Below are 26,534 nucleotides of genomic sequence, written 5' to 3'. Positions count from 1 at the left end.
CGGCGTGGCCTCACCTTCGAGGAATGCAGGACTGTTTAAGCACTATCCATCATCTCCCAGGCAGGCCACGCCGCAACCCCCGCACCCCCAGAACCCGCCATCACCCCAGGCCAGCCCCACAACAAACAACTTTGCCGAGCCCCTGGTCAGGACGTGTTCATCAACTCCGGTTGCCGCTTCCAGGACCAGGGCGGTATCTGGATTGGAGACCGTTGCTTCATTGGCCATGACGTCGTCATGGCCACGCTCAACCACTCCCTGGCCGTGGCCGACCGCGCCACCACGCACCCGGCCCCCATCACCCTGGAGGAAGACGTCTGGGTGGGCGCCAAGGCCGTCATTACCTCAGGGGTGACCATTGGGGCGGGGGCGGTGATAGCGGCCGGCGCGGTCGTCACCAAGAATGTGCCACCGCTGACGGTTGTCGGCGGTGTTCCCGCCCGAGTGCTGCGCCGCGTGCCGGAGGAGTGAGCCGGAAATCGGGCGCGTGCCGCGCTCCGGGGCGGTTCGGGCCCAGAGGAGTCCTATAACCCGGCCCGGGACTCCTGAGTTGTGCCGGTCTGTCGCGTGTTGTCTTGGTTGATGAGTGCGACCGGGTTGTTGCGTGCGGCTGCGGGGCGGGGGTGTTCCTGTCGGCTCTCATGCTGCCCGGCTCCCGGGGCTTGCGCCGCCTGGGATCCCTCGGCGCCGTCTGGGCTCCCCCCGGGGGTGCGCCCGGGTCTGGGGGTTGCACATTCTTTCTTCCCTCAAGGAGTGGGGAGGCGCGGAATCCTGCGGATCTGCTCGGGATCTAGGGGCCCGGGGATGGGATGAATGTGCGAATGGGTACGTCGTTGCACATTCATCCTTGTCGAACCGATCCTCTGCGACGGGGGATCGTTGAAATACCAACGATCCCCCACAGGCCGGCGCAAGAAGAATGTGCAACACCGCCAACCCCGCCGGCCACCCGCCCACCGATGCAGCCGCAGGTCTTGACGCGCGACAATCCCACCGAACTGTCAGGAATCGGGCTATGACCCGGTCGGGGACTCCTCGCCGTCTTCCGCATCACCGGCATCACCGGCCGGCCACTCGGGTGGGACCTCCACGGTGGGCTCCGGTTCGGGAGGCGGCGGGGCCGGTGTGGATATTGGGCTTGGTGTTGCTGCCGCGGGCACTGGCGCCGGTGTGTAGACCACAGTGACAACCGGTGAGGCCTCCGCCGTCGGTTCGGCGAAGGAGCTTTCAGCGGCGGCACCCACACCAGCGCCGAGAACGAAAGTCGCCACAAAGGGGGCGCAGGCACGGATCAGACTGCATTCGCGGGGGGCTTGAGCGGGCACGGCGGGGAAGGGGTACGGAGGAGTGTCCATGAGAGTTAAGCGGGTGAGGGGCGGGCTGGGATCGAGTACATCGAATCACGGGCCACTCGGCTCCCCGCGTGGAACTGCCGGGCGTTACCCGATTGGAATGGCGGTCGCCTGTCGGGGCGGTGGCCGGCTATTGGCGCCGTATCAGGGGGGCCGGCGGCGACTGCGGGCGCGGCGGCCAAGAACATGGCAACGGCGGTTACCCGGTTCCGGCCGGGAGCCGCCGGGAGCCGTGGGCGGGCCGACCGAGGGCAGCCGGGAGCCGTGGGCCAGCCGACCGGGGCAGCCGGGAGCCGTGGGCCAGCCGACCGGGGCAGCCGGGAGCCGCCGTGGCTGGGAGCCGCCGGGAGCCGTGGGCGGGCCTCCCAGTGGTGTCCCCTGGCGGTGGGGGTTGAACCTATGTTTTCGCCTCCAGTCCGGCCGAGCTTGCGGTGCCTCCGTGGGGGTGAGGGGTCCGCGTGCGTCGATCCTCTTCGGCATCGTCTTTGCGGTGCCCCCGTGGGGGTGAGGGACCTCGCAGGTGAACGCGTTTTGGGGGTGGGCACCGGGCGTGTAACCTCAGGCCTCGAGGTAGCGTGTCCGAGCGGCCGAAGGTGCAGATCTCGAAAGTCTGTGTGGTTCATAGCCACCCTGGGTTCGAATCCCAGCGCTACCGCCACCGGTATCCCGGGCGCCTCACCTTCTGGTGAGGCGCCCGGGATACTCGTATGCAGCGCGCAGAGCCTGCGCGCCCCGCCTCCGTCGACGGCCTCCGCCCATGACCGCAGCGCGCTCACGTCCACCGCGATTCCATCGTGATCTTGTGCCTCCTGGAGCGCCGCCACGACCCGGCCCCCACCGGGGCGTCCCCCAGACCAAACCAGCCCATATCGAGCCCACGGCCCGGCCCTCACCGGGGGCGTCGCCTGGTGGCCCTGGTGGCGGGGGCCGTCCAGGGGTCCGTGGGCCAGGCGTGCTTGGGGTAGCGGCCGCGCAGTTCGGCGCGCACCTGCGGGTAGCTGTTCTCCCAGAAGGAAGCCAGGTCGTCGGTGACGGCCACCGGTCGGCGGGCCGGGGAGAGCAGGTGGATGAGTACCGGCACCCGCCCATTGACCACCCGGGGCGTATGCGCCCACCCGAAGCACTCCTGCACGCGCACCGCCAGCACCGGCCGTTCCAGTGGAGCACCGTCCTCACCCGCGTAGGACAGGCGCGCCCGGGAGCCGGAGGGCACTGCCAGGCGCTCTGGGGCTAGCTCGTCCAGGTGCGTCGCCTGCGGCCACGGCAGCAGGGCGCGCAGCGCCCCGCAGACATCCAACCGGGCTATGTCGAAGCGCTTGGGACCCGACGCCGCCAGGTTCGCCACCGCCGGCGCCAGCCAGTGCGGGGCGCGCTCCAGCAGTGCCGCCTCGTCCACGGCGGGCCAGGGCTGACCAATGTGAGCGTGGACCAGGGCGAGCCTGGCCAGGAACTCGCGGGCGCCCCGGTCCCATGGCAGCACCTCCAGCCCCTCGGCCCGCACCGCGGCGACGACGGCATCCCCCACTGCCGTGGGGTCCGGGACAGGCGCGGGAGTGGTCCCCAGCGTAATGGCCCCCAACCGACTCACCTTCTCGGAGCGCAACCGACCGGCCTCCCACACGCTGCGCTCCTCCTCCACCCGCCACGCCCCGGCCGCGGCGAGGGCCTGCTCCCGGCTGATCGGCGCGGCCGCACGGATGAGGGCATCGCCGCGCCCCGGCAGGCGGCTGATGTCGGCCACCGCCAGCCATTGACTTGAGGCCAGGGCGGAGCCCGCCGGCAGGCGCATCCCGGTTCCGGCCACGCTCGCATAACCCGCCTCGACCCCTGCCGCCGGGGCCGGCCCCCGACGCCGCCCGACCCACTCGGGGCGGGCCAGCGCGGCCACCAGGGCCACCGCCTCCTCAAACCCGGGGCCGGAGAACACCTCAAAGAGCCCGGGCGGGGCACCAAGTGCGTCGAAGTCACCGTCATTGTGCGAGGCGCGCACCGCCTCCACGGCTCGACGCAGGCGGACCGCCTCCGCCCTCCATGACGAGGCCGCCTCCCCCTGCCCGGAACGCACCTGCCGCGCCAGGGCCACCAGATCCCCGCCCGGTGCGCGCAGGTCGGCGCTGAGCAGGGCCACCGCCTCCGCGCAGCGCCGCACCCCCAGGACCGGGGCCGCCACCAGCAGTGCCCGGGCCAGGCGGGGGCCTGCGGGAAGCCCGGCCGCGGCGCGGCCCAATGGGGTTACGCGGGAGTCGTCGTCCATGAGCCCGAGTTCTGCGAGCGCCTGATGCGCCGCCCTGAGGGCGGGCGCTGGTGGCGCATCGATCCACGCCAGCCCCGCGCCTCCGGGCGCACCCCACACCGCCAACTCCAGGGCCGCCCCGGTCAGGTCGGCTGAGAGGATCTCAGGGGTGGGCGCCGCGCTGGCGCGCGCCCAGTCGGTGGGGGTGCAACAGCGATGGACTACGCCGGGTCCCTCCCGTCCGGCCCGCCCAGCGCGCTGCACGCCCGCTGAACGGGACTCTCCGACTGTCACCAGCCCGGAGATCGAGCGGACCACGTCAAGGCGGGGCTCGCGAGCCAGGGTCGAGTCGACAACGATCCTCACCCCGGGCACCGTCAGCGAGGACTCGGCGACACTGGTGGAGACCACCACTCGCCGTCGTCCCGGGGGTGAGGGGGTTAGCGCCGCATCCTGGGCGCGCCCCGACAGGCGCCCGTGCAGCGGGAGGACGTCAACCTGTCCGGGCAGCTCGGTGCGCAATCGCCGAACCACCTCGTCGACCTCCCGCGCGCCGGGCAGGAAAACGAGGGCGTCGCCGTCATCCCCTCTCAGCGCCTGAACCGTGGTGGCGGCCACATGGGCGAGGAAGCCCTCGGGTACGCCTCGCGGGCCCAGGCGCTGGGTCCGTGAAGGGGCCCAGACCTCTGTGACGGGGTGCCTCACCCCGGGCACCTCCACCAGTGGGGCATCCCGCCCGGCCGAGCCGAGCAGGGTGCGCAGGCGGCCGGCATCCGCAGTGGCCGACATGGCCACCAGCACCAGGTCCTCGCGCAGGGCGGCGCGCGCGTCCAGCAGGAGGGCCAGGAGCAGATCGGAGTCCAGCGAGCGTTCGTGGACCTCATCGAGGACGACGGCGTCCACGCCGCTGAGTTCGGGGTCGGCTTGGAGACGGCGCAGGAGCAGCCCGGCAGTGACCACCTCAATGCGGGTGTCCGGGCCACTGCGCCGCTCGCCGCGCACCGCGTAGCCCACCGTGGCCCCGACCTCTTCACCCAGAAGCCAGGCCAGGCGGCGGGCGGCGGCCCGGGTGGCGACGCGGCGGGGCTGGGTGACAATGACCCGGCCGGGCGGGTTCGGCGGCGCCCCTGGTGTTGGCGCAGCAGGCCCTACGGGGCCCTGGTTGGGGACAGGAGTGGCGGCGCGCAGCACGTCGGCGACCAATGGCGGGACCAGTGTGGTCTTGCCGGTCCCTGGGGGAGCAGTGACCACCAGGGTTGGGGCCGTCAATGCCGCGCGCTCAACAGCGGCGTCGTCCAGGCCGCCGGCGCCACCGGGCATTGGGCGGCCGGGCGCCCGTGGCGCCGCGGCCCCAGGGGTGTGGGGCGGAGCGCTATTGGGGGCGAGGAGGCTGCGCAACTCAGGCAGGGCGGCGACCACGGGAAGATCGGGCGGGCTGGCGAGGAGCCGGGCAATGGGATCCACGAGCGCATTGTCACTCGAGGCGCCGGGCCGGCCACTGCCCGGGGAGTGGATCTGGCGCCTGGGGCCGGCGTCCACAATGTGGGGTGACAGCAGTCACATGGCCGGGGACTTTGCCGCAGGACCACCGTGCGACAGCGGGCCTTGGGCGCACCCTCGGGGAGCGAGCCTCAACGACTGCAGAGCAAGGACTTGCCAAGGCCAGTACGCTCATAGTGAGAGCGAATGCCCTGGGGGAGGAGAAGATCCTTGACTACCCAACCCACCGCGGCCGGCACCTGGGACGAGGATCCCGACGGCGCCTCCATCGTCCTGGCCACCGGCCGGGCCCGCCACGACCTGCTCATTGTCGCCGATCCCATCTACCTCACCAAGATTGACGCCGCCTGGGGCCGCCCCGCCTCCAGTATCCGCCTGTCCTTCCTGCCCGGCGTGAGCGCCCCCAGCGGCCCCGGTCAGGAGGACGAGCTCATGTCCTTTGACCGCGACGGGCTGGGTGTGCTCATAGCCCGCGGACGCACCTCCCTCTTCGAGGGGGCGCCCGCCGACCGCACTACCGCCTTCGCCCGCATTGCCGCTGGTGCGGGAATACGGGCGGCGCTCCTCGTCACCCGCGCCGACTCGGTGGGGGGAGCGGAACCCGGAGATGTCCTGGTGGTCGGCGACCACCTCAACCTCAGCGGCAGCCCCCTCCTGCCCCTACCGGTGGCCGGCCCCCTGGGGATCGGCTGGGATCAGCGGCTGGCGGAGCGCCTGAGCGTCGTCGAAGGCGTTAAGAGCAGTGCGGTCGCTGCATTCCTGCCCGTGCCCATGCGCCCCACCCCCGCCGAGACCAGGATGCTGGCCCTTCTAGGGGCGGATGTCGTTATCGCCGACGGCGTGTCCGAGGCCATGGTCCTGGCGTCGCGGGGCGTGCATGTGGTTGGGCTGGCCTGCATTGACGCTGTTGCCGGCCAGCCGGAGAGGCCGGGGGCGCCGGGCCGCAGGAGCACCGGCCGCCGGTCCATTGCGCAGGTGGTGCACGACGTTGTCGAACACCTGCTCGACGCCTTGCACTGAAGCCGGTTCAGCCGGTTCTCCGCGCGCGCCGCGAGCCCGACGTCATGCTCGGTGGGCGCCTCAGGGCGCCAATGCGCCCAGGACCTCGCTGGTGCCCGCCTCAATGCGCAGGTCCGCGATCTCATCGACCGCCGTCGGCCCGCGGTTGACCACTGCCAGTGCGGCCCCGTGGGCCACGGCCTGGCGCACGATCCACAGTCCGGTGAGTACGGCCAGACTGGTCCCGGCCACGAGGACGACGTCGCAGGCGCCCGCCGCCCGCATTGCCTGGTCCATGGCCGGGGGCAGTCCCTCTCCGAAGAAGACAATGTCGGGCTTGAGCAGGCCGTCGCACTCCGGGCAGGTCAGCGCCCGGAAGTCGCAGTTCTCGGCCGCCGCACGGTCGGCCTCAGGGGTGATGGCGATGCGTGCGGGATTCGACTCGCGCGGATAGTCGGGGTTGAGCGCGCTCAGCCGCTTATCCAGGTCGGAGCGCGGGGTTAAGCGCCCGCACCTGAGGCACACGACTCGGTTATAAGCGCCGTGCAGCTCCCAGACGGTGCGCTGCCCCGCTTTGGAGTGCAGACGGTCCACGTTCTGCGTGGCCACGCCGCTGAGCGACCCCTCCTCCTCCAGGCGCGCCAGGGCGATGTGCCCGGCTGTCGGTTGCAGGGGCTCCAGTAGCCGCCAGGTGGCGTGGTTGCGGGCCCACACCCAGCGGTACCACACCGGGTCGGAGACGAACTCGTCGAACTCCACCGGGGTGCGTTCCGTGGTGCCCACGCCCCGGTAGTCCGGGATTCCCGAGTCGGTGGAGATCCCGGCACCGGTGACCGCCAGGGTGCGACGTCCTCGCAGGAGCGACCTGAGGGCGTCGACGGCGGCAGTGAGCGCGTCCGGCTCGGTGTGCTGCGCGGCCATGAGACCTTCTTGCGGATTGGGGGACGTGGGCGTCACGGTGCCTGCCAGCCCGAGTGCTCAGGACGGTCGGGCTCCATGGGGGGCGCGAAGGCCCCGCCCTGGGCCGGGGGCTGAGTCGGCGGTGCGGGGTGCGTCGGGGGCTGAGTCGGCGGTGCGGGGTGCGCCGGGGGGTTGGGCTGTGGCGCCGATGTCCGGCCTGTTGTCCCAGGGTAGCCGGGGGCGGGGTAGCCGACCTGAGGAGCGCTTGCGCCGCTTTGGGCCGCTGGCCACGGGGTTCCCGCGGGAGCGGCCGAGGCTCCGGCCGCCTCGGGGGCGCTTGTGGCGGCCTGCGGCGGAGCGGTGGCGCCGGCCTTCTTGCGGCCCGAGAACCAGTCTCGGGCCGAGCCCTTAATGGCTCCGGATGCCAGCACGAGGAGGATGAGGCAGCTGACTGCGACAATAACGAAGAACAGTATGTCGTTGACAAGGTCTCGGCTGTCGGAGTTGTCGGAGTTGATGGCGTGCAGGGCCCAGTAGCCGGCGAGCAGCGTCGAGTAACCGAAGATGCCGACCGCACCCAGGATGGCGGTGCCAACGAACAGGGGTCGTGCGGTGCGCATAAAACCGAGAACCAGTCCCAGGAGGCCGAGCAGTAGGGCGCCGCCCAGGACTATGGGGCCCATGAGCTCAAATACGGTATTCGGCAATGTGTGGCTCTGGGTTAGGAGCGGGCCGACAGTCAGTGAGTAGTGCTCGCAGAATGCTAGTACGCCTTCCACTTCGTCTACGATTATGTTGCACTGACGGATGGTCTGGAGCGGGGCGATGAAGAATCGGGGCGTAAAAGCCAGGGCGCTGACGGCGAAGAACCACAGCGCCGCCTCCGTCATGCCCACGGATACGGGCTTTGGGGTGCGCGCCCGGGTGGCGGCGCGTTTCAGGCCCAGGATTGTTATGATCAGCGTGCAGAGGAAGACAATGCCGGCAGTGATAATAGTGATGATATCGATGATGATATAAGTGATAGTATCGGCGGTGGTATCGGTTATCGATCCCCAGTTAATAATGAGCCGGAGGGGCTCGCTGAGGATTGCCATGGTTGCCACGGGCAGGAGTCCGGCCGCGGCGGTGGGGGAGCGCTTCGCGAGCACCTGAACCACGGAAATGATTAAGAGCCACAGGGTGGGGCCCATAATGTAATTGGACAGCCGGTAGATGCTCGGGCCGTCTTCATAAGCAGCAGAAGTTTGGAGGACGGTGGTCAGCAGCAGGGAGCCGGCATAGATCACGAAGGCGAACAGGGCCAGAAGAAGGCTGAGGACGTCGAGGCTCGGGCGCGGTTGTAATGCGGCCCGGGCCTGGGAGCCGGGGCGCGGTGTTGCCGGGCCCAGGGGGTGGAAGGCCGGACGACCAGGGGAGGGCAGTGGCGCCGCTGCCGCATCAGCGGAGGAAGATGAACCGGAGGCGGATCCGGCGGAGTAGGGGGCGCCGGATCCGGCTTGTGCCGGGGCGCCGGGGGCCGAAGCGGCCGGCCCGGGCTGCGCCATGGGCGCCGAATCCGCTGAACCGGCTGGGAGCAGATCGGCGGGGCGCATGCCGGTGGCCAGGCGCGTCGTCGGCGCCGCCGCTGCCTCCGATGCGAACGGTGCGGCCGGCGTCCTCGGTCTTGCCTCCGGTATTGCGGGGAGGTCGGGGGCGCCGGGGGCGGATCCGGCGGAGTAGGGGGCGCCGGATCCGGCTTGTGCTGGGGCGCCGGTGGACAAGGTGGTTGTGGGAATGCCGGCGTCGGAGCGCTGCGAGTCGGGAGCGCCGGCGCCCGGGGTGCCGGGGGCCGAAGCGGCCGGCCCGGGCTGCGCCATGGGCGCCGAATCCGCTGAACCGGCTGGGAGCAGATCGGCGGGGCGCATGCCGGTGGGCAGGCGCGTCGTCGTCGCCGCCGCTGCCTCCGATGCGAACGGTGCGGCCGGCGTCCTCGGTCTTGCCTCTGGTGTTGCGGGAAGGTCGGGGGCGGCCGCGGAAAGCCGTGTGCTCAACGTGACGGTCTCTGCGGGCTCGCCGCCGGAGGGCGGCTCATCACTTGGAGGCGGGGAGGCTGGAGCCGAGGGGGATGCGGCCGCCCGATCCGCTGCGGACGTGGGGGGCCGAGTGGGCGAGGGGATCTGCGCAGTAGAGGGATCGGGGGTCGGAGGCGCGTCGTGGGCCTCGCCCGGCGGCACCGAATCGCGCTGAGGATCCGGTGATGGTGCGGACGGGGGGAAGGACGGCGGGTAGGACGCACTCATAAGCCAATTCTCCGCGATTGATGGCATATATGGGGCAGAATCGGGAAGTTGACCCTGGGGTCTTCTCCCCATGCCTCATAGATGCATTGTGATCACCATTGCGCCTGAGGCGGGTGTGCGACACGGCTTCGGCGGGTGCCGAGAAGATGTCAGTCAGTGGCGGGAGAAGTGCGTGACGAAGTTGCGGATAATGCGGCCGGCTTCGTGCTGGTGCCCTCTGCGGGCCTCGGAGAGCATTGTTTCGACCTGGCCCGGGTCGCCGTAGCCGGCGTCGGCGTAGATGCTCACCCGCTGCGCGAAATGGTGCGCGTCCAGCTCGGGGTTGAACTGGGTGCCGTACACGGTCTTGCCCACGCGCAGCATCTGCACCGGGCAGTCCGGGGAGCTGGCCAGCAGGGTCGTGTGCGCGGGCACGTCCACGGCGCCCTCGTGGTGACCGACGAACACGGTGAAGGTCTGCGGCAGGCCGGCCAGCAGTGGGTCCTGCCGACCCTCAGCGGTCAGGAACACGTCGGCAATGCCGAAGTCCTCCGCGAACTCCGTGCTCGTGGGCGTCCCCAGGTAGCCGGCGAGCACCTCCAGGGCGAAACCGGTGGCCAGCACCGGCACGCCCTCCTTGAGGGCCACGGCGAGCAGCTCGCGCACCTGCTCCTCGACGCGCAACTGGGTCCGAGTCTTGGACACCTGCGGTGTCGAGGCGTTGTAGGGGCTGCCGCCAATGAACACCCCCGAGACGTCCCCGGCCGCGAAGGAGTCGAGGAAGTCGATCTCCTCGAGCAGGACGTGGTGAAGGTTCTCGCGGGTCAAGGCGCCCTGGGTCAGGAAGGACTCGTACTCGTCCTGTGCGGCCTCGATCTCGGGGCGTGTCGACACCATAATGAAGGGCTTCATTGCGACACCCTAAGGCTTTCCCTTGTAACGTTCGTGTTAACAGCCGGGCTCGGGGCGCGTCCGGGGTCCCCGACCGGTCGCCCCGGCCGCACCACTATGAGGGGCTTACTCGAAGTACGGCAGCAGCCACCACGCCCACAGCCACCACGACCACAACCACAGCACTGTTGACGCCGCGCCGACAACGACCCCGAACCAGGCCTCCGTGTGACCAACGTCGTAGGAGCGCCGTATTCGGACCAGTGCCGCCCAGCCGAACCCGAGCGCCGCAACCCCGAACAATGGGATGAAGGACAGTAAGCCGCAGACGAGCGCCGTCGACGCCATGGGGTCGGTGTGCTGCCGTGGAGCCTGGTAGCCGGGGGTGGCGAAAACCAGTGCCGGGTCAACGTTCTCAGTGCCGGGGAACACGAAACCATCGGCCGCGGAATCGGACGGGTTGACGGCCGCCGGCGGCATGCCATAGGCGCCACCGTCAGGCGGGGAGGTGGGCTGCGTCGTCGTGCTCATAGCCCAATCCTGCCCCCCGCCGCATGCCGTGCAAGTGGCGATGGGGAGAACTGTCCGTTGCGCCCGGGCGCAACGGTCTGCGACCGATGCCACGAGAGGCGCTGCCAGAGGTCGGGCGCCGGGGCCCTAAACTGAAGATCTGGCAGGACTCTGCCAGGTCCTGTCGCAGACAGGAGCCCCGGTGCCCCGGCACCAGCGCGCTCCCTGTTTCCCCCATTGTTTCCCCCATTTTTCTCCCATTCCCCGCGACAGGAGGCCATTGTGTCCGTACCTTCCCTGTCCAGAGGCTGGCGCCTCCACGCCGACGGTCGTTCCATCGCCCCCGGCGAGGTCGTCGCCCCGGGTGAGCGCCTGACCTGGCCGCGCACCATTGGCATTGGTGTTCAGCACGTGGTGGCCATGTTCGGGGCGACCTTCCTCGTGCCGCTGCTCACCGGTTTCGACCCCGCCACCACCCTCTTCTTCACCGGGGTGGGCACGCTGCTGTTCTTGGCGATCACCTCCGGGCGCCTGCCCAGCTACCTGGGATCATCCTTCGCGCTCCTGGCCCCCATTGGCGCTGTGACCGGTTACGTGGCCGGCGGCGGAGGGCCGTTGGACGAGGCCAGGGCCTCCCTGGCCCAGGGCGGGATTATTGCCGCGGGCCTCGCGCTGGCCCTGGTGGGCGTCGTCGTCCACGTCGCGGGAGCGGGCTGGATCGACCGCCTCATGCCCCCGGTCGTCACCGGGGCCATTGTCTCCCTCATTGGTTTTAACCTGGCCCCCGCCGCCTGGAACAATGTGAAGACCGCCCCGGTGACCGCCGTGATCACCATTGCCGCAGTCCTGCTCATCACAGTCCTGTTCAAGGGCATTATTGGGCGCCTGGCGATCCTCCTGGGAGTCGTGGTGGGATACGTCACCGCCTGCGTGCGCGGCGAAGTCGACTTCTCCGCCATCTCCCAGGCCGGCTGGGTGGGAGCCCCCACCTTCCGGGCGCCGGCCTTCGACATCTCCCTGCTGGGCCTGTTCGTTCCGGTGGTCCTGGTCCTCATTGCCGAGAACGTGGGGCATGTGAAGTCCGTCGCCGCCATGACCGGGGAGAATCTTGACGACGTTACCGGCCGGGCCCTGCTCGCCGACGGCCTGTCCACCGCCCTGGCGGGCGCCGGCGGGGGCTCGGGCACCACCACCTATGCCGAGAACATTGGCGTTATGGCCGCCACCCGCGTCTATTCCACCGCCGCCTACGTCGTAGCCGCGCTCACCGCCCTGGGCTTGTCCATGCTGCCCAAGTTCGGTCAGGTCGTTGCCACCATTCCCCCGGGGGTCCTGGGCGGGGCCGCCACCGTCCTGTACGGCATGATCGGCATGCTCGGGGTGCGCATCTGGGTGCAGAACAAGGTGGACTTCTCCGACCCGGTCAACCTCAATACGGCTGCGGTGGCCATGGTGGTGGCGATCGCCGATTACACGCTCGTGGCCGGTGGCATGACCTTCTCCGGCATTGCCCTGGGCAGTGCCGCGGCAATCGGCATCTACCATCTCATGCGCTGGATCTCCCGCCTGCGCGGCACCACCCTGGAGCAGGCCTCCCCCGCCTCCGCCCCAGCGGGCACTGAACTGGAGGGCACCGCCTACGCCAAGCGCCACAAGGCCTCTGCCCAGGGCTGACGGGCAAGGGCCGGGCGGGGGCTGACCTCGCGCGCGATTGGCCGCCGGCATGCCAACGGCCGGCCCCGGCCAGGATCCGGCCCTCCCCGCAGCGCTCGAGTGTCGGTTCCCGCCGGGGGTGGTTCACGGATTCACGGAAGTGGCTCAGCGGGGGCCGCACCAGGGGCGTGAGGCGCTCAACCCGCTGAGGACGGGGTTGAGGAGGCCGTTGCGCAGCCGACTGGTGAGACAAGTGGCTCCCCGATCGCCAGGGCGCCGATTTCGTCCTCCGAAAGCAGGGAGGAGGAGTAGAGGGCGCCCAGGACAATGGAGACGGTTGTGTCATCCGGTTCAACAGTCTCATCGATCTGAACAATGACGTCTCCGCTGAAAATGCGGGCCAGTGAGTAGGCGTTGGCAATGCCCGCCGTCCCGGTGGTGATCATAATGTCGCCGTCGTAGGCCCCCTTGGGCCAGTCGGCGGTGTTGCCAATGGTCAGCCCCATCTCCCTAAGGGTCTCGGCGACACTGGTCGCCAGTCCCACGGTGCTGGATCCGTTGTAGACGTTGATGGGGATGGTATTGAGGTCAACCGAGACCGAGTCCTCGGGCGGACAGGGCTGCGGCGCCGTCGTCTCCTTAGGGGCGGCCACCGAGAATCCGGGATCCCAGGGGACTGTCAGCACACCCGACCAGATCATGAAGCACACAACTGTCAACACAGCCATGCCTGACAGGAGGGATCCGATGACAATCGTCTGACGCCGCCTGAGACGACGACGGTACTCGGCGCGGGGATCAGCTAGGGTGCTCACGCCCCCAAGGTTAGTAGACGCCGGCGCCATGGCGGAGCCGATCGCCGGGCGCAGGCCGGTTCATCCCGCTGAGCCGGGCCGGCCCCACAGGCGCGGCTTTCGCACGGTCCGGGGCGCCTCCGTGTCGCAGTGCGGTTCCTTCGAGGAGCTTTTGCGGAGCCTGCGGGCCCCGCGCGGGTCAGGGACGAGGAGGGGGAGGCGGGGCGGCCGTGGGGTGGCCGGTTTCATCAAGCTCTAGAACCCGGCCGTGGATTGTTGTGCGCCCTTGGAGGGCCGCACGCAGGGCCCGGTGCAGTCCCGTCTCCAGGTAAAGGTCACCGCGCCAGGAGACTACATGGGCGAAGAGGTCGCCGAAGAAGGTGGAATCCTCGTCAAGGAGGTCGCGCAAGTCCAAAGTGGCGCGCGTGGTCACCAGCTGGTCGAGCCGAACCTGGCGCGGAGCGATCGCCGACCAATCGCGCTGATGCGTTACCCCGTGCTCGGGGTACGGGGCGTTCTCGCGCACGGCCTTGAAGATCACGACAGCATCCTAACTGGGGATCGCTGCCGCAGGAGACTCGCCGGCACAGCGCTCCCGGCGGCGCCGGAATGGGGCATGCCTGGGGTGGGGCATGCCTGGGATGGGGCATGCCCGACTCGGCGGTGCGGGAGGCCGGCGGGTTTCAAAGTTGAGCCGGTGGGTGCTCAAGCGCCCGGGTGTCAAAAGTGTGGGCGCGCCTCCTTCGGAGTCGAGGAGGCGCGCCCACGGAGGTGGCGTCTTAAAGACTATGGCGTGGCCGTACTGCGTCGCGCGGAGATCTCAGCGGGCCCGCCCCGGCGTCACTGGTTGGCGCCCTTGAGGGACTGGGAGACGGTGGAGCCGTCGGAGGTCGTGACCATGCAGCTGACCACGCGGTCGCCGGAGGACCAGGAGCCCTCGGTGGGCGTGAAGTAGCTGATCTCGTAGATCGAGCTCTGGTAGGGGACGCCCACGTAGGTGTTGAAGGGGTCGACGCAGATGTCCGCGACCCAGGTGTCCATGGCGTCACCGCTCGGGAAGGAACTCGCAGTGATATTGCCCTCGTGGTAGACCTCGTAGGCGTGCGGGGCGGAGCAGTCCACAACCGACACGGTGAAGACCGAGGTGGATGTCTCGTCCATGGCCTCAATGCAGTCGCCGACCTGAAGGTCCTGCACCGAGGTCTCCTTCCCCTTGGTGGTGGGGGAGGGCGGGGCCGAGGTCTGGCCCCCCTTGGTGGGGCTGGGGCTGTCCGTCTTGTCGGAGGTCCCGTTCGAGCCACCGGAGTCCTCGGTGGCCTCCTCGGAGGCCTGGGTCTCTGATGCGACTGGGACGGAATCGTCGTTACATGCGCTCAAGCCGAGAGCGAGGAAGAGTGCGGCGGGAACGGCGAGGGCGGGGGCGATCTTTTTCATATGCGTAGACTCTCAGGAAAACGCGTTCTGCGCGATGGGTGGTTCTCCCCACAGCATGAATCACATTTCCGGCGGCGGCAGATCGACATGGGGCGGCGGGCCGGTACGGGGCTCCGGTGTGGGGCCGAGGCAGCCGACCCCAGGGCCCGGCTGCGCGTGATGGCTGCCGTGGCGGGGGCGAGGAGCCGTCGGCCTTGCCGCGTCGGGCACCCGGTGGCTTAAGGTGAGCGTTGCGCCATTGCGGCGCCAGGGCGGGCCCGGTTGCGTCTCGCCATAAGTGCGGTGCGCCGATGGTGGCCGCTGTCCCACAGGAGGGGAAACGATGAGTCCGCTGCGCCGTCACCCCGCCGGAGCTGAGATTCCTATCACAGTGGGTCTCATTGTTGCCCTGGCGGTTCAGAATGCCGTTCCGCCGTTCGCTACGGACATGTATTCCCCGGCTTTTCCTCAGGTCGCTCGGGACCTGGCGACCAGCCCGACGGCGGTGGGGCTGACCCTCACGGCCTTCTTCGTGGGCATGGGGTTGGGGCAGGTCGTCGGCGGTGCGGTGTCGGACCAGCGGGGACGGCGGCGGCCCTTGATCGTTGGCGGCGTCGTGTGCAGCCTTGGGGCGGTCGTCTGCGCCCTCGCCCCCTCGATTGCAGTCCTCATGATCGGACGGTTCATGCAGGGCATGGGTGGCGGGGTGGCCGCGGTTGTCGGCCGAGCGGTCGTGGTTGATGTGGCCCGAGGCGACCGGCTCGCCCAGATTATGAGCATCCTGATGGCCGTAGGAGGGCTGGCCCCCATGATCGCCCCCGTCGCGGGCGGCGCGGTGCTCTCCGTGGCTTCGTGGCGGGCGGTGTTCTGGTGCCTGGTCGCCTTCGGGCTGCTCATGACCGTCATGGCCGCGGTGTTCGTCCCCGAGTCCCTGCCCGTCGAGCGGCGCCAGGCCGGCGGGCTGAGGCGCTTCGCCAGCGGCGTCGGCGAACTGGTGCGCCACCGCAGCTACCTGGGGTACATGCTCACCTCCTCCTTCTCCAGCTTCGCAATGTTCGCCTACATCGCCTCCTCGTCTTTCGTGCTCCAGGAGATCAAGGGCCTCAGCCCCATGGCCTTCTCCCTGTTCTTCGCCGCGACGGCGGGCAGTCAGATGCTCCTGAGCGTGGTCAATGCCAGGATTGTGGGACGCATCCGCCCCCGCCGACTCATAGGGATGGGTCTGTCGGCCTCCACCCTCGGCGTGGCGGTGGTGGCTTTTAGCGTCCTGCTGCTCGACGTGGCGCTGGTGCCGTTGTGCATTGGCTTTGTGCTGCTCATGTCCGCTCAGGCGTTCGTCTTCGGGAACGCCTCGGCCCTGTCCCTGGGGACGGTGCGGCACGTGGCGGGCGTAGCCAGTGCTCTACTGGGGCTGGTGCAGGCGGTGGCGAACGCGACCTCGGCGCCACTGGCCAGCTCGGGGGGCGGCGCGACGGCGGTGCCCATGGTGGCGGTCATGGTCGTTGGCGTCGTGGGGGCCTGGAGCTCGTACATGCTTGTGGGTCGGACCCACGGGGAGCGGCGCCTGCCGCAGGGCTGAGGGGTGGGCGCGTGAGGACCCCCCGTGCACCCGCCAGAGCCCGCTTACCCTTGCTACCTTCCGGTCCTGGGGGAGTTCACTGGATGACGCCGCACGAGGGGCCGGGTGAGAGTCTACCCGACCGCGCAGGGCCGGGGCGACGTCCGTGCGTGACCGATCCCACCGTGGGTGGCTAGCACCGGCGGCGCGCAGTCCGCTATATTCCATTCCCGTTGCACGCGGTCGCGGGCCGTGTGGGACGCCTGGAGGATTCGCCTAGTGGCCTATGGCGCACGCTTGGAAAGCGTGTTGGGTGCAAGCCCTCGGGGGTTCGAATCCCCCATCCTCCGCTCCTGTTTCTCCCGGAATCACAACGATTCCGGGATTTTTCCTGTTCTCGGAGCCATCTGGGCGCCTGCGGGCGGGTGTTCCCGGTCCCGCGCCGGTTGGGGGTCGCCGCCGCAGCGGCCCGGAGGCCCTTCTCCAAGCTGCCTGGTCCCGCGCCTGTTGGGGGCCGTCCCAAGGCTGCCCTGGGCCGCCCCGGGACCGCCTGGGGCCGTCGCTCCCGATCGCCACCGTCAGCGACCTAGCTGAAGGCCGCCCTGGGCCGCCCTGGGCCGCCTGGGGCCGCCCTGGGCCGCCTGGGGCCGCCCTGGGCCGCCTGGGGCCGCCCTGGGCCGCCTGGGGCCGCCCCGGGCCGCCTGGGGCCGCCCCGGGGCGGGAATGCGCGGGATCCGAGGGTCGCGATCAAGGTCGTAGGGGCGGCAAAGCGCTGCTTCTTCGGAGAATTCCGGGTCGGATACACGTGGGCACCGATTTCCCAGGGCTTTCACAGGCCCAGGACGGGGGTCCTTTCAGGGTCGGAGTGTTCCATAGTTGTTGCCGCCGGACGGAGGTGGTCGTGAGGGTTGGGGAGCCCGATGATCGGCCATCACCGAGACGCGCCCGGGTCTAAGGGAGCCCGAGCGTCCGTCGCTCTGGCGAAGGAGGTACTCCTCCCTTGCACATGGGAACAGGGTTGAGGAGCCTCGCCGACACAGGGCCTGTGGTCCGGGCGGAACCGCCCGGACCACAGGCCCGGTCACATTCCGCAAAACAATCGGCCAACACCGCACAAGATGGGAATTAACATAAGAATAAAGCAAGGGAGGGGAGGCGGCCCCTATCGGTGCGGCGTCAGTGGGCCGGTGAGGTAGCGCTGAATAGTGGGTCCGACCACGGCAACAAGGTGGTCAATGCTCGCGCTGGCCAGTGGCTCGACTTTCAAGACGTATCGGATCATGGCCAAACCCACCACCTGGGTGCCCACCAGGGCCGCGCGCTCCTCGGCGTCCTGCGAGGTGACGCCGGCGGCTGCCAGGGCGTCGGCCAGGGGGCTGGCGATCTGCTCGACGGCGTAGGCCTGGATCGCCGCCGGGGCGCCGTCGTCGGTGGCGACCCAGCGCAGAAGCGCTCGGAAGGTGGCGCCGCCGGAGACGTCGTCCCACGCGCTCAGGGAGAGCCGCACCAGACGCGGGCCGGCTGTGCGCAGGTCCCCCGAGACGATTCGCTCAATCTCCTCGGCCGCTCGCATCCGCAGGTTCATGGAGGCGCCGAACAAGTCGCCCTTGGAGCCGAAGTAGTAGGAGATCAGTGCTGGGTCCACCCCCGCCTGGCGGGCGACACCGCGGATGGTGGTCCCCGCGTAGCCCTTGGCGAGGAAGGAGTCCCGGGCGGCGTCCAAGATCGCCTCCCGCGTCGAGGCGGTTCGGCCGCTCTCGGAGTCTCGGGCGCGGCGGGGCCCACGACGGGGCCCTCTCCGCGAGGCCGATACCGGCCCCCTCGGTTCGGCGGCCGCGGGTTCCTCCCGGTCGGACACTCGCCCCCGAGTCGCGGTTGCCGCCTCCTCCTGGTCCCCGGGCGCAGCCTGCGCCCGCCCGGGCCCGTCCGGCATGGTGGCGCCCTGACCTGGAAGCCTCTCGGTGGCGCGTGTCACGCAAGAAGGGTAGAGGGGCGGGGATCGGGCCGGGCGGCATGGCGTCGGCAGGCTGGGCGTTGCCCGCCATCGTGCCGCTGGTGCGGTCCAGGGACGTGGCGAGCCCTCGTCTCACATGCCTAGAATTAGGTAAGTCTATTCGTGTCATATTCAACACTGTTGGACATCTGTGGCGTGAGTCGCATGAGGTGCGGCTCTCGCTCCGGACGATGTCGGGGAAAAGTCGGTGACGATCACCGGGCGCGGCGCACGAATTTCAACACCGTTGAATCCCTGTCGACCGAATCGCTACGGTCCTTGCCAGACCGCAGGATGCACCTGACATCGAAGGTTGGAAGGCGAGATGATGAGCAAACCCGTTGGCGAGGGTACCCCGAGCGTCGCTCCCGCCGAGGCGCATCAGGCCCGTACCCGGGGCGCGCTTCGTATGGGCCTGGACATCGGCTCGACCACGGTCAAACTCGTTCTCCTCGACGACGACGCCCCCGAGGCGAAGCCCCTGAGAGCCGAGTACCGCCGTCACAACGCCGATGTGCGCGGCGAAGTCACCCGACTCCTCGGCGAGGTCGCCGCCGCCTTCCCCAACCGGGAGGTCCGCGGCGCCGTCACCGGCTCGGCCGGGGTGTCCCTGGCGACCCTCATGGGCCTGCCCTTCGTCCAGGAGGTCATTGCCGAGACTGAGACGGTGCGCCGCCGCAACCCCGAGACGGACGTCATTATCGAGCTCGGCGGCGAGGACGCCAAGATCACCTACCTGCATCCCACCCCCGAGCAGCGCATGAACGGCACCTGCGCGGGCGGCACCGGCGCCTTCATCGACCAGATGGCCCAGCTCCTCCACACCGACGCCGCCGGCCTGGGCGAACTCGCCACCCGGTACACGACCCTGTACCCCATCGCCTCGCGTTGCGGCGTCTTCGCCAAGTCAGACCTCCAGCCCCTCATTAATCAGGGCGCCGCCAGCGAGGACCTGGCCGCCTCGGTCCTCCAGGCCGTGGTCACCCAGACCATTGCGGGCCTGGCCTGTGGACGCCCCATCCGGGGGAATGTCATCTTCCTGGGCGGTCCCCTGCACTTCCTGCCCGCCCTGCGCGACGCCTTTGAGCGCACCCTGGCCGAACAGGTCGAGACCTTCACCTGCCCCTCCGACGCCCAGCTCTATGTGGCCCTGGGCGCCGCCATGCTGGCGACGGGGGAGCCGGCAACGATCGAGGAGCTGTCCACGCGCCTGACCTCCCGGCGCCCCATTGAGCTGGGCACCTCCCGCATGCGGCCCCTGTTCTCATCGGAGGCCGAGCTCACCGCCTTCCGTGAGCGCCACGCCCGGGCCACCCTCGCCCGCGCCGACTGGCCCGCCGAGCCGTCGACCCCCCAGGACGACGAGGAATCCGCGCCCGCCGTCGACTGCTTCTTGGGCATTGACGCGGGCTCAACCACCATTAAGGCCGTGGTCCTGGACGAGGCCGACCGGATCGTGTGGGAGCACTACGCCGGCAACGAGGGCGACCCGGTGGGGGCCGCCGTGGAGATCCTGCGCCGCATCCACTTGGAGATGCCCGCCCATGTGCGGATTGCGCGCTCCTGCGTGACCGGCTACGGGGAGGCCCTGGTCAAGGCGGCGCTGCACCTGGACCAGGGCGTGGTCGAGACCATGGCCCACTACCGGGCCGCCGCCCACCTCAACCCCGGGGTCACCTCCGTAATCGACATTGGCGGGCAGGACATGAAGTACCTGTCCATCCGCGGCGGCGCCATTGACTCCATTAGCGTCAACGAGGCCTGCTCGGCGGGCTGCGGCTCCTTCCTGCAGACCTTCGCCCAGTCCATGGGCATGAGCATTGAAGACTTCGCCGCCGAGGCCCTGGGCGCGCAACGCCCCGTGGACCTGGGGTCGCGCTGCACGGTGTTCATGAATTCCTCGGTCAAGCAGGCCCAGAAGGAGGCCGCCGACGTCGGTGAGATCAGCGCCGGACTGTCTTATTCGGTGGTGCGCAACGCCCTGTACAAGGTCATCCGCCTCAAGCACGCCGACCAACTCGGTGAGCGCGTGTCCGTCCAGGGCGGCACCTTCCTCAACGACGCCGTCCTGCGCGCCTTCGAGCTGCTCACCGGCCGGGAGGTGGTGCGCCCCGACGCCGCCGGCCTCATGGGCTGCTTCGGTGCGGCCCTGTCCGCCCACCGGGACTACGACGGCGTGCCCGGCACCCTCATGAGCCTGGCCGAGCTCTCCCGCTTCTCCCTGAGCACCCAGACCTCCACGTGCAAGCTCTGCCAGAACCACTGCAAGCTGACCATCACCACCTTCAACGACGGCTCGCGCCACGTCTCGGGCAACCGGTGCGATAGGGGCGCCACCCAGGAGCGGCGCGCCACCAAGTCCGATCTGCCCAACCTTTACGACTACAAGTACCGGCGCACCTTCGCCTACCGCCGTCTGCGGCGCGGCATGGAAACCCGTGGGGAGATCGGTGTCCCCCGGGTGCTGGGCATGTACGAGAACTACCCCCTGTGGTTCACAATCCTGACCTCCCTGGGGTTCCGGGTCATGCTTTCGGGGCGCTCCAACCACGAGCTCTTCGAGTCCGGCATGGACACCATCCCCTCGGAGAACGTCTGCTACCCGGCCAAGCTCGCCCACGGGCACGTCGAGTCGCTGATCTCCAAGGGCGTGAAGACCATCTGGTTCCCCTGCGTGTTCTTCGAGCGCGACCTGGTGGCCGGCGCCGACAACCACTTCAACTGCCCGATCGTGGCCACCTACCCTGAGGCGATCCGCACCAATGTGGAGGCCATTGAGCAGGGTCAGGTGCGCATGCTGGCGCCCTTCCTCAACCTCGCCGACCCCGCGAAGCTCGCCGAGCGCCTGGTGGAGGTCTTCGCCGACTGGGATGTCACCCTGCCCGAGGCGCGCCGGGCCGTGGCAGCCGGCTTCGCCGAGGACGCCGCCTTCAAGGCCGATGTGCGCGCCGAGGGCCGCCGGACCCTGGAGTGGATGCACGAGCACGGCCGTAAGGGCATTGTCCTGGCCGGGCGCCCCTACCACATTGACCCCGAGATCAATCACGGCATCCCCGATGTCATTAACACCCTGGGATTCGCGGTCCTGTCGGAGGACTCCATGCTGCCCGAGCCGCAGGACGACGGCGACGACGGCGCTGAGCGGGCCGTGAGCGGCGGCGCCCTGTCTCGGGCCGTGGCCGGGATCCGGCGGGCAATAGCCGCGCGCCGCGAGGACCCGCAGGCCCCCTCGGACTGGTCCGACGTCGTCGCCGAGGGCCTGCCCGCCCCGACCGCGTCGGTGGCAACCGCTGAGGTCGCCCCCGCCCTGCGCGTGCGCGACCAGTGGGCCTACCACTCCCGCCTCTACCGGGCCGCCGAACTGGTGACGCACTCACCGGACCTGGAACTGGTCCAGCTCACCTCCTTCGGCTGCGGGGTGGACGCCATCACCATCGACCAGGTCCAGGAGATCATTGAGTCCGCCGGCGGTGTCTACACCTCTTTGAAGATTGACGAGGTCTCCAACCTGGGGGCCGCCACCATCCGCCTGCGCTCCCTGGCCGCGGCCTCGCAGGAGCGGCGCCGCAACCAGGAACAGGCCGCCGACGGCGCCGAGGCCAGTGCTGTCGACAGTGCCGAGGCCAGCGACGGTGCCGCGACTGGGGCGGTCGAGTCGGCCGCGCGCAGCGCCGGGAGGGCTGCGGCCGCGGGCTCCCCCGCACGGGAAAAGGAAAAGGAGCAGAAGGAGCAGGCGCGCCCCGGCGCTCGCCGCCCGGGCCCGGAATCGGGGGCCGAGTCGCGGCTGCGCGAACTGCCGGGGGCCGCCACCCCGCCGTTCACCCGGGAGATGCGCAAGACCCACACCATCCTCATGCCGCAGATGAGCCCGGTGCACTTCCGTCCCCTGGAGCCCTTGTTCAAGCGGCTGGGCTACCGGGTCGAACTGCTGGCCTCGGCCAGCAAGGCGGACCTGGAGGTCGGGCTGCGCTACGTCAACAACGACGCCTGTTTCCCGGCCATTATGGTCATTGGTCAGCTCATTGGCGCCTTCGAGGACGGATCCCACGATCCTGACCACTGCGTGGTGGCGATCTCCCAGACCGGCGGCATGTGCCGGGCCACCAACTACGCCGCCATGCTGCGCAAGGGCCTGCGAGAGGCCGGCTACCCGCAAGTGCCGGTCATGGCGGTCTCCTTGCAGGGGCTGGAGTCCAACCCCGGTTTCGAACTCACCGCCCCCATGGCTCTGGCGCTGCTCAAGGGCGTTGTCATTGGCGACACCCTCAACACCTGCCTGCTGCGCGTGCGCCCCTACGAGGCTGAGCCCGGTTCGACCCAGGCCCTGCTGGAGCGGTGGAACGCGATTATCGCCGAGTACTTCGAGCACAAGGGGCGGTGCCCCACGTGGGGTGGGCGCCTGAGCTACCGGCGCCTGCTGCGTGAGATGGTCCGCGAGTTCGATGCGCTGCCCCTGGAGGACGGCCCGCGGCGCCCGCGCGTCGGTGTTGTCGGCGAGATCCTGGTGAAGTTCCAGCCCGACGCCAATAACCATGTTGTTGACGTCATTGAGTCCGAGGGCTGTGAGGCCGTGGTCCCCGGCCTGCTGGCCTTCTTCCTCAACGGGCTGACCACCGCCCAGTGGAAGCTCGACAACTACGGCATTGGCGCCGACTCGGTGGCCAAGCAGAAGGCCGCGGTGTGGTTCATTGAGCAGGTCCAGGCGCCGGCTCGTGCCGCGCTGCGCGCCGCCGGCGGGAAGTTCGACGTCGAGAGTCCTATTGAGGTTATGGCCCAGAAGGCCTCGCAGGTGCTCTCGCTGGGCAACCAGGCCGGGGAGGGCTGGCTGCTCACCGCCGAGATGATTGAGCTCATTGAGCAGGGCGTGCCCAATATCGTGTGCTGCCAGCCCTTCGCCTGCCTGCCCAACCATGTGGTGGGCAAGGGCATGTTCCGGGAGATGCGCAGGCGCTTCCCGCAGGCCAATATTGTCGCCATCGACTACGACCCGGGGGCCAGTGAGGTCAACCAGCTCAACCGGATCAAGCTCATGATCTCGACGGCGCGCATGCGCCACGACTCGGGCTCGGGGACCACCCTCGCCGAACTCCTGGCCGATCTGGGGCCCGCACCCGACGGCACCCCCACCTCCCCCGATGTGGCGGCCCGCCCCGGGGTGCTGGCGGCCGCGGGCAGACGGTGACGGCCGCGGGCGGGAGGGTCATTGTTAAGAGCATGCTGAATCGTGACCGTCCCGCCCCGTGCCTCCTCCAGACGGGGTCGGGCGGGTCGCGGGCGGTGCGCTGGGCGTCGCCATGAGTTGGCGGCCCCGTTTAGAGTCGGACCGTGACCACTGCGCTGTACCGCCGCCACCGCCCCGACACCTTTCAGGAGGTCATTGGGCAGGAGCATGTGACCGCGCCGCTCATGGCGGCGCTGCGCGGCGACCGTGTCACCCACGCCTACCTCTTCTCCGGCCCCCGCGGCTGCGGCAAGACCACCTCGGCGCGCATCCTGGCCCGCTGCCTCAACTGCGAGCGCTTCCCCACCGACACCCCCTGCGGGGTCTGCCCCTCCTGCCGGGACCTGGCCACCGGTGGGCCGGGGAGCCTGGACGTCGTCGAGATCGACGCCGCGTCCCACAACGGCGTCGACGACGCCCGGGACCTGCGTGAGCGCGCCGCCTTCGCCCCGGCACGGGACCGCTACAAGATCTTCATCCTGGACGAGGCCCACATGGTCACCCCGCAGGGCTTCAACGCCCTGCTCAAGCTGGTCGAGGAGCCCCCGGCTCACGTGAAGTTCGTCTTCGCCACGACCGAGCCGGAGAAGGTCATTGGCACCATCCGCTCGCGCACCCACCACTACCCCTTCCGCCTGGTCCCTCCCGACGTCCTGGAGGGTTACTTGGGGCACCTGTGCGGCGCCGAGGGCGTTCAGGTGGGGGCCGGGGTCTTCCCCCTGGTGGTCCGCGCCGGCGGGGGCTCGGTGCGCGACACTCTCTCGGTCATGGACCAGCTCATCGGCGGGGCCGTTGACGGCGAGGTCGACTACCAGCGCGCCGTGGCGCTTCTGGGCTACACCGACACCACCCTCTTGGACTCCTGCGTGGATGCGATTGCCGCCGCCGATGGTGCCGGCGTCTTCCGGGTGGTGGACCGGGTGGTGTCCTCCGGGCACGACCCGCGCCGCTTTGTCGAGGACCTCCTGGCGCGTCTGCGGGACCTGCTGGTGATCTCCCTGGCCGGCTCCGAGGCCGGCCCGGCCCTGGGGTCCCGGCCCGTTGACGAGCTGAAGCGCATGGAGGTCCAAGCGCGCACCATCGGCGCCCCGGGGCTGTCCCGCAGCGCGGACATGACGGCCCAAGCCCTGTCCCAGATGGTTGGTGCCACCTCCCCGCGTCTTCAGCTTGAGCTGCTCATGGCCCGCCTGCTGGTGCCCTCTGCGCCGGGCGCCGGGGGGCTGGCGCCCGCGCCCGGTGCCCCTGCGGCCGGCGACAGCGGGGACTGGGGGGCGCCGGCGGCCCCCGGGGCGCGCCCGGCCGGCGGCGGGCCGGGCTCGGGGCGCGCCAGGGCCGCTGAGATCGCCCGCCGTGGCGCCCCAGCGGGGGCGGCGGCGGATCAAGCGATGGATCAAGCGACGGCCCAGCAGGCTCCAACGGCTCAGACGGGTTCGGCCGGCCGGGCCCCGGCCGCGCCCGGGGCGCGGGGGGCAGGGGCCGGGCCCGCCGGTGACGCTCCCGCATCACCTGCTCCGGGGGCCCCGGCCGCCAATGCCCAGGCCCCCGATGGTGCGGTGCGCGGGGAGCCCGCGCCAGCACCCTCCGGCGGCCCCGGTCCCGGTCAGGCGGGCGGGGACACCGCCGCGACCCACGTGCGGCCCCGTAACGAGTCTCGACGCCCCCATGAGCCCGACGGCGCCGCAGCCGCCCAGCCGGGCGCGGCCGGGCAGCAGCCGGACGTCCACTCCAGCGCGGGCGCCGCCGACGCCGAGATGATCCGGGCTCGCTGGGAGGAGGTCCTGGACGCCGCCAAGCGCTCACGCCGCGCCACCTGGGCGCTGGTGGGCCCCAACTCCCAGCCCGGGGCCATTGCCAATGGGGTCTTCCAGGTGCTCTTCACCTCCCCGGGGCTGGTCGGCGCCTTTGAGAACGGCGGGCACGGCCCAATCCTGGCCGCCGCCATCCACCAGGCGCTTGGACTCCAACTCGAAGTCCACGCCATCCTCACCGGCGGCGACGGTCCTGGAGGCGGCGAGCCCGGGGGAGCAATGACCGGCGCCCCCGGCCGCCCCGGCGCCCCGGGCCGCCCCGGTGGCCACAGCGGCGGTGGGCCTGGCGGGCGCAGTGGCGCCAGGGGCGATGCGTCCAGACGGCCGGAGGCCAAGGGATTGGCCCCGGACCAACCGGCCCCGGACCGGCCGACCCCGGATCAACCGGCCCCGAGCCAACCGGCCTCGGACCGGCCGGCCCCGGGTCCGGCCCGAGGGCCAATGGGAGCCCCGGCCGTGGACGACGACGGCTGGGGAGAGGTCGCGGTTCCAGGCTCAGGGCGAAGGGGCCCCACATCCTCAGCGCCCGACCCCTCAGCGCCTGACCCGCAGCCGGCTGACCCCTGGGGCGGGGTCACGCGGCCGGCCCCTAGTGCGGGCAGCCCTAATGCGGGCAGCCCTAATGCGGGCGGTCGGGCGTCGCGGGACCCGGGCAGCGCCCCGGCGGGCCCCCACGGACAGGCGGGCCCGGGGCGGGGCCAGGCGTATTCCGGCCCCTCCGCGCCGAGCCCACACTCGGCGCCGGCGCCGAGCCCCCACTCCGCCTCGGCGCCAGGATCCCACCCCGCTTCGGCGCCAAGCCCCCTGTCCGTCCCCATCCCCCCGCCCGGCGTCGGCCAGGATGAGACCCGCTCCCCCGCAAGGCGGGGCCGGCCCGCAGCGGCCCACTCCGCAATGGCGGACCGTTCCGCATCCCCGCCCGAAGGGCCCCAGGGGCCCGCACCCGCGCCCCGTCCCGCCCCGGCCCAGGGGACCTCGGCCACGAGCCCGTCCCTGGCCACCGTCCACCGCATCCGCCCCCTGCCCCCGCTTCCCGGTACCCCGGGCGTTGAGAGCCGGGAGGGGGGGACCGGCCCCCGGGGCCTGGCCCCAGTCAGCTGGGAGGGGACGGCGCCGGGCGCGCCAGGCGAGGTGACCGCCTTCTCCGACGGCGTCCCGGTGCCCGAGGAGCCCGGCGACCCTGACGGGCCCGAGGAGACCTGGGCCCCCACGGGTGCTGCCGGCGATCGGGTCGCCGCCGCCATGGAGGCCGCTCGGGCTGCGGCCCGCGGCCAGGGCCGCCCGGCCGCAAACCCCCGCAGCGCCGTCGCCCCCTTGGAGGAGGACCTGCCCAGTGAGGACGACGAGGACGCTGAGGAGGCCGGTGTCGTGGGCCTGGAAGTCGTCAAGCGAATCCTGGGCGCCACCGTCTTGGAGGAGATCACTGTGACCCAGGAAGGACACTGAGC

The 26,534-nt window shown here is 70.5% G+C and carries 15 protein-coding genes, 2 tRNA genes and 1 other RNA gene; 8 read left to right on the top strand and 10 right to left on the bottom strand.

The window, feature by feature from the left end:
• Positions 1 to 153: 153 nt before the first annotated feature.
• On the top strand, positions 154 to 471 hold the full coding sequence (locus EUC46_RS13315; protein ID WP_277750486.1) for an acyltransferase: 318 nt from the start codon (positions 154 to 156) through the stop codon (positions 469 to 471).
• A 1,450-nt stretch (positions 472 to 1,921) separates the two neighbouring features.
• Positions 1,922 to 2,010 (top strand) — tRNA-Ser (locus EUC46_RS12550).
• 231 nt (positions 2,011 to 2,241) lie between these two features.
• Here the strand turns inward: EUC46_RS12550 and hrpB are convergent.
• Positions 2,242 to 5,049: an ATP-dependent helicase HrpB gene (gene hrpB / locus EUC46_RS08785; RefSeq protein ID WP_241655502.1), complete on the bottom strand. Its 2,808-nt coding sequence runs from the start codon at positions 5,047 to 5,049 to the stop codon at positions 2,242 to 2,244.
• 246 nt (positions 5,050 to 5,295) lie between these two features.
• Here hrpB and EUC46_RS08780 point away from each other — a divergent pair, with 246 nt between their 5' ends.
• Positions 5,296 to 6,105: a nucleoside phosphorylase-I family protein gene (locus tag EUC46_RS08780; protein ID WP_128773788.1), complete on the top strand. Its 810-nt coding sequence runs from the start codon at positions 5,296 to 5,298 to the stop codon at positions 6,103 to 6,105.
• Between the two features lie 60 nt (positions 6,106 to 6,165).
• Here EUC46_RS08780 and EUC46_RS08775 read toward each other — a convergent pair whose 3' ends face one another.
• The 4 genes from EUC46_RS08775 to EUC46_RS08760 form a co-directional block, all read right to left on the bottom strand.
• Complete coding sequence (locus EUC46_RS08775; RefSeq protein ID WP_128773787.1) at positions 6,166 to 7,005, bottom strand: Sir2 family NAD-dependent protein deacetylase; 840 nt, start codon at positions 7,003 to 7,005, stop codon at positions 6,166 to 6,168.
• Between the two features lie 32 nt (positions 7,006 to 7,037).
• Positions 7,038 to 9,017, bottom strand: a complete 1,980-nt coding sequence (locus EUC46_RS08770; RefSeq protein WP_128773786.1) for a hypothetical protein — start codon at positions 9,015 to 9,017, stop codon at positions 7,038 to 7,040.
• Between the two features lie 402 nt (positions 9,018 to 9,419).
• A complete protein-coding gene (locus tag EUC46_RS08765; RefSeq protein WP_128773785.1) occupies positions 9,420 to 10,157 on the bottom strand; it encodes a glutamine amidotransferase-related protein in 738 nt (245 codons plus the stop codon).
• A 105-nt stretch (positions 10,158 to 10,262) separates the two neighbouring features.
• On the bottom strand, positions 10,263 to 10,667 hold the full coding sequence (locus EUC46_RS08760; RefSeq protein WP_241655501.1) for a DUF4190 domain-containing protein: 405 nt from the start codon (positions 10,665 to 10,667) through the stop codon (positions 10,263 to 10,265).
• Between the two features lie 261 nt (positions 10,668 to 10,928).
• Here EUC46_RS08760 and EUC46_RS08755 point away from each other — a divergent pair, with 261 nt between their 5' ends.
• Positions 10,929 to 12,320 carry a uracil-xanthine permease family protein gene (locus tag EUC46_RS08755; RefSeq protein WP_241655500.1) on the top strand — a complete coding sequence of 464 codons (1,392 nt, stop codon included), beginning with the start codon at positions 10,929 to 10,931 and terminating at the stop codon, positions 12,318 to 12,320.
• A 176-nt stretch (positions 12,321 to 12,496) separates the two neighbouring features.
• Here the strand turns inward: EUC46_RS08755 and EUC46_RS08750 are convergent, their stop codons facing one another.
• The 3 genes from EUC46_RS08750 to EUC46_RS08740 all read right to left on the bottom strand — a co-directional run bounded on the left by EUC46_RS08750 (position 12,497) and on the right by EUC46_RS08740 (position 14,527).
• Complete coding sequence (locus tag EUC46_RS08750; protein ID WP_128773784.1) at positions 12,497 to 13,114, bottom strand: LytR C-terminal domain-containing protein; 618 nt, start codon at positions 13,112 to 13,114, stop codon at positions 12,497 to 12,499.
• Positions 13,115 to 13,292: 178 nt separating this feature from the next.
• On the bottom strand, positions 13,293 to 13,634 hold the full coding sequence (locus EUC46_RS08745; RefSeq protein ID WP_128773783.1) for a type II toxin-antitoxin system VapB family antitoxin: 342 nt from the start codon (positions 13,632 to 13,634) through the stop codon (positions 13,293 to 13,295).
• 299 nt (positions 13,635 to 13,933) lie between these two features.
• Positions 13,934 to 14,527, bottom strand: coding sequence for a septum formation family protein (locus EUC46_RS08740; RefSeq protein WP_128773782.1), 594 nt, complete (start codon positions 14,525 to 14,527; stop codon positions 13,934 to 13,936).
• Between the two features lie 322 nt (positions 14,528 to 14,849).
• Between EUC46_RS08740 and EUC46_RS08735 the strand changes: the two genes are divergently transcribed.
• Entirely contained in the window at positions 14,850 to 16,085 is a 1,236-nt protein-coding gene (locus EUC46_RS08735; protein WP_128773781.1) for a multidrug effflux MFS transporter, read from the top strand.
• 10 nt (positions 16,086 to 16,095) lie between these two features.
• On the opposite strand, the gene ffs is transcribed toward EUC46_RS08735, so the two are convergent.
• Positions 16,096 to 16,191: signal recognition particle sRNA small type (gene ffs, locus EUC46_RS08730), an RNA gene on the bottom strand.
• Positions 16,192 to 16,329: 138 nt separating this feature from the next.
• Here ffs and EUC46_RS08725 point away from each other — a divergent pair.
• Positions 16,330 to 16,414 (top strand) — tRNA-Ser (locus EUC46_RS08725).
• 812 nt (positions 16,415 to 17,226) lie between these two features.
• Here EUC46_RS08725 and EUC46_RS08720 read toward each other — a convergent pair.
• The gene (locus EUC46_RS08720; RefSeq protein WP_241655499.1) at positions 17,227 to 18,039 is read right to left on the bottom strand and encodes a TetR/AcrR family transcriptional regulator; all 813 of its coding nucleotides are present in this window, start codon (positions 18,037 to 18,039) and stop codon (positions 17,227 to 17,229) included.
• A 427-nt stretch (positions 18,040 to 18,466) separates the two neighbouring features.
• On the opposite strand from EUC46_RS08720, the gene EUC46_RS08715 reads away from it, so the two are divergent.
• Positions 18,467 to 23,239 carry an acyl-CoA dehydratase activase-related protein gene (locus tag EUC46_RS08715; protein WP_128773794.1) on the top strand — a complete coding sequence of 1,591 codons (4,773 nt, stop codon included), beginning with the start codon at positions 18,467 to 18,469 and terminating at the stop codon, positions 23,237 to 23,239.
• A 143-nt stretch (positions 23,240 to 23,382) separates the two neighbouring features.
• Positions 23,383 to 26,532, top strand: a complete 3,150-nt coding sequence (locus EUC46_RS08710) for a DNA polymerase III subunit gamma and tau (RefSeq protein WP_128773780.1) — start codon at positions 23,383 to 23,385, stop codon at positions 26,530 to 26,532.
• The last annotated feature ends 2 nt before the right edge of the window (positions 26,533 to 26,534 follow it).

The organism is Actinomyces oricola (assembly GCF_004104015.1).
Classification (GTDB): Bacteria; Actinomycetota; Actinomycetes; order Actinomycetales; family Actinomycetaceae; genus Actinomyces; species Actinomyces oricola.
This window is presented reverse-complemented; position numbering and strand designations above follow the sequence as displayed.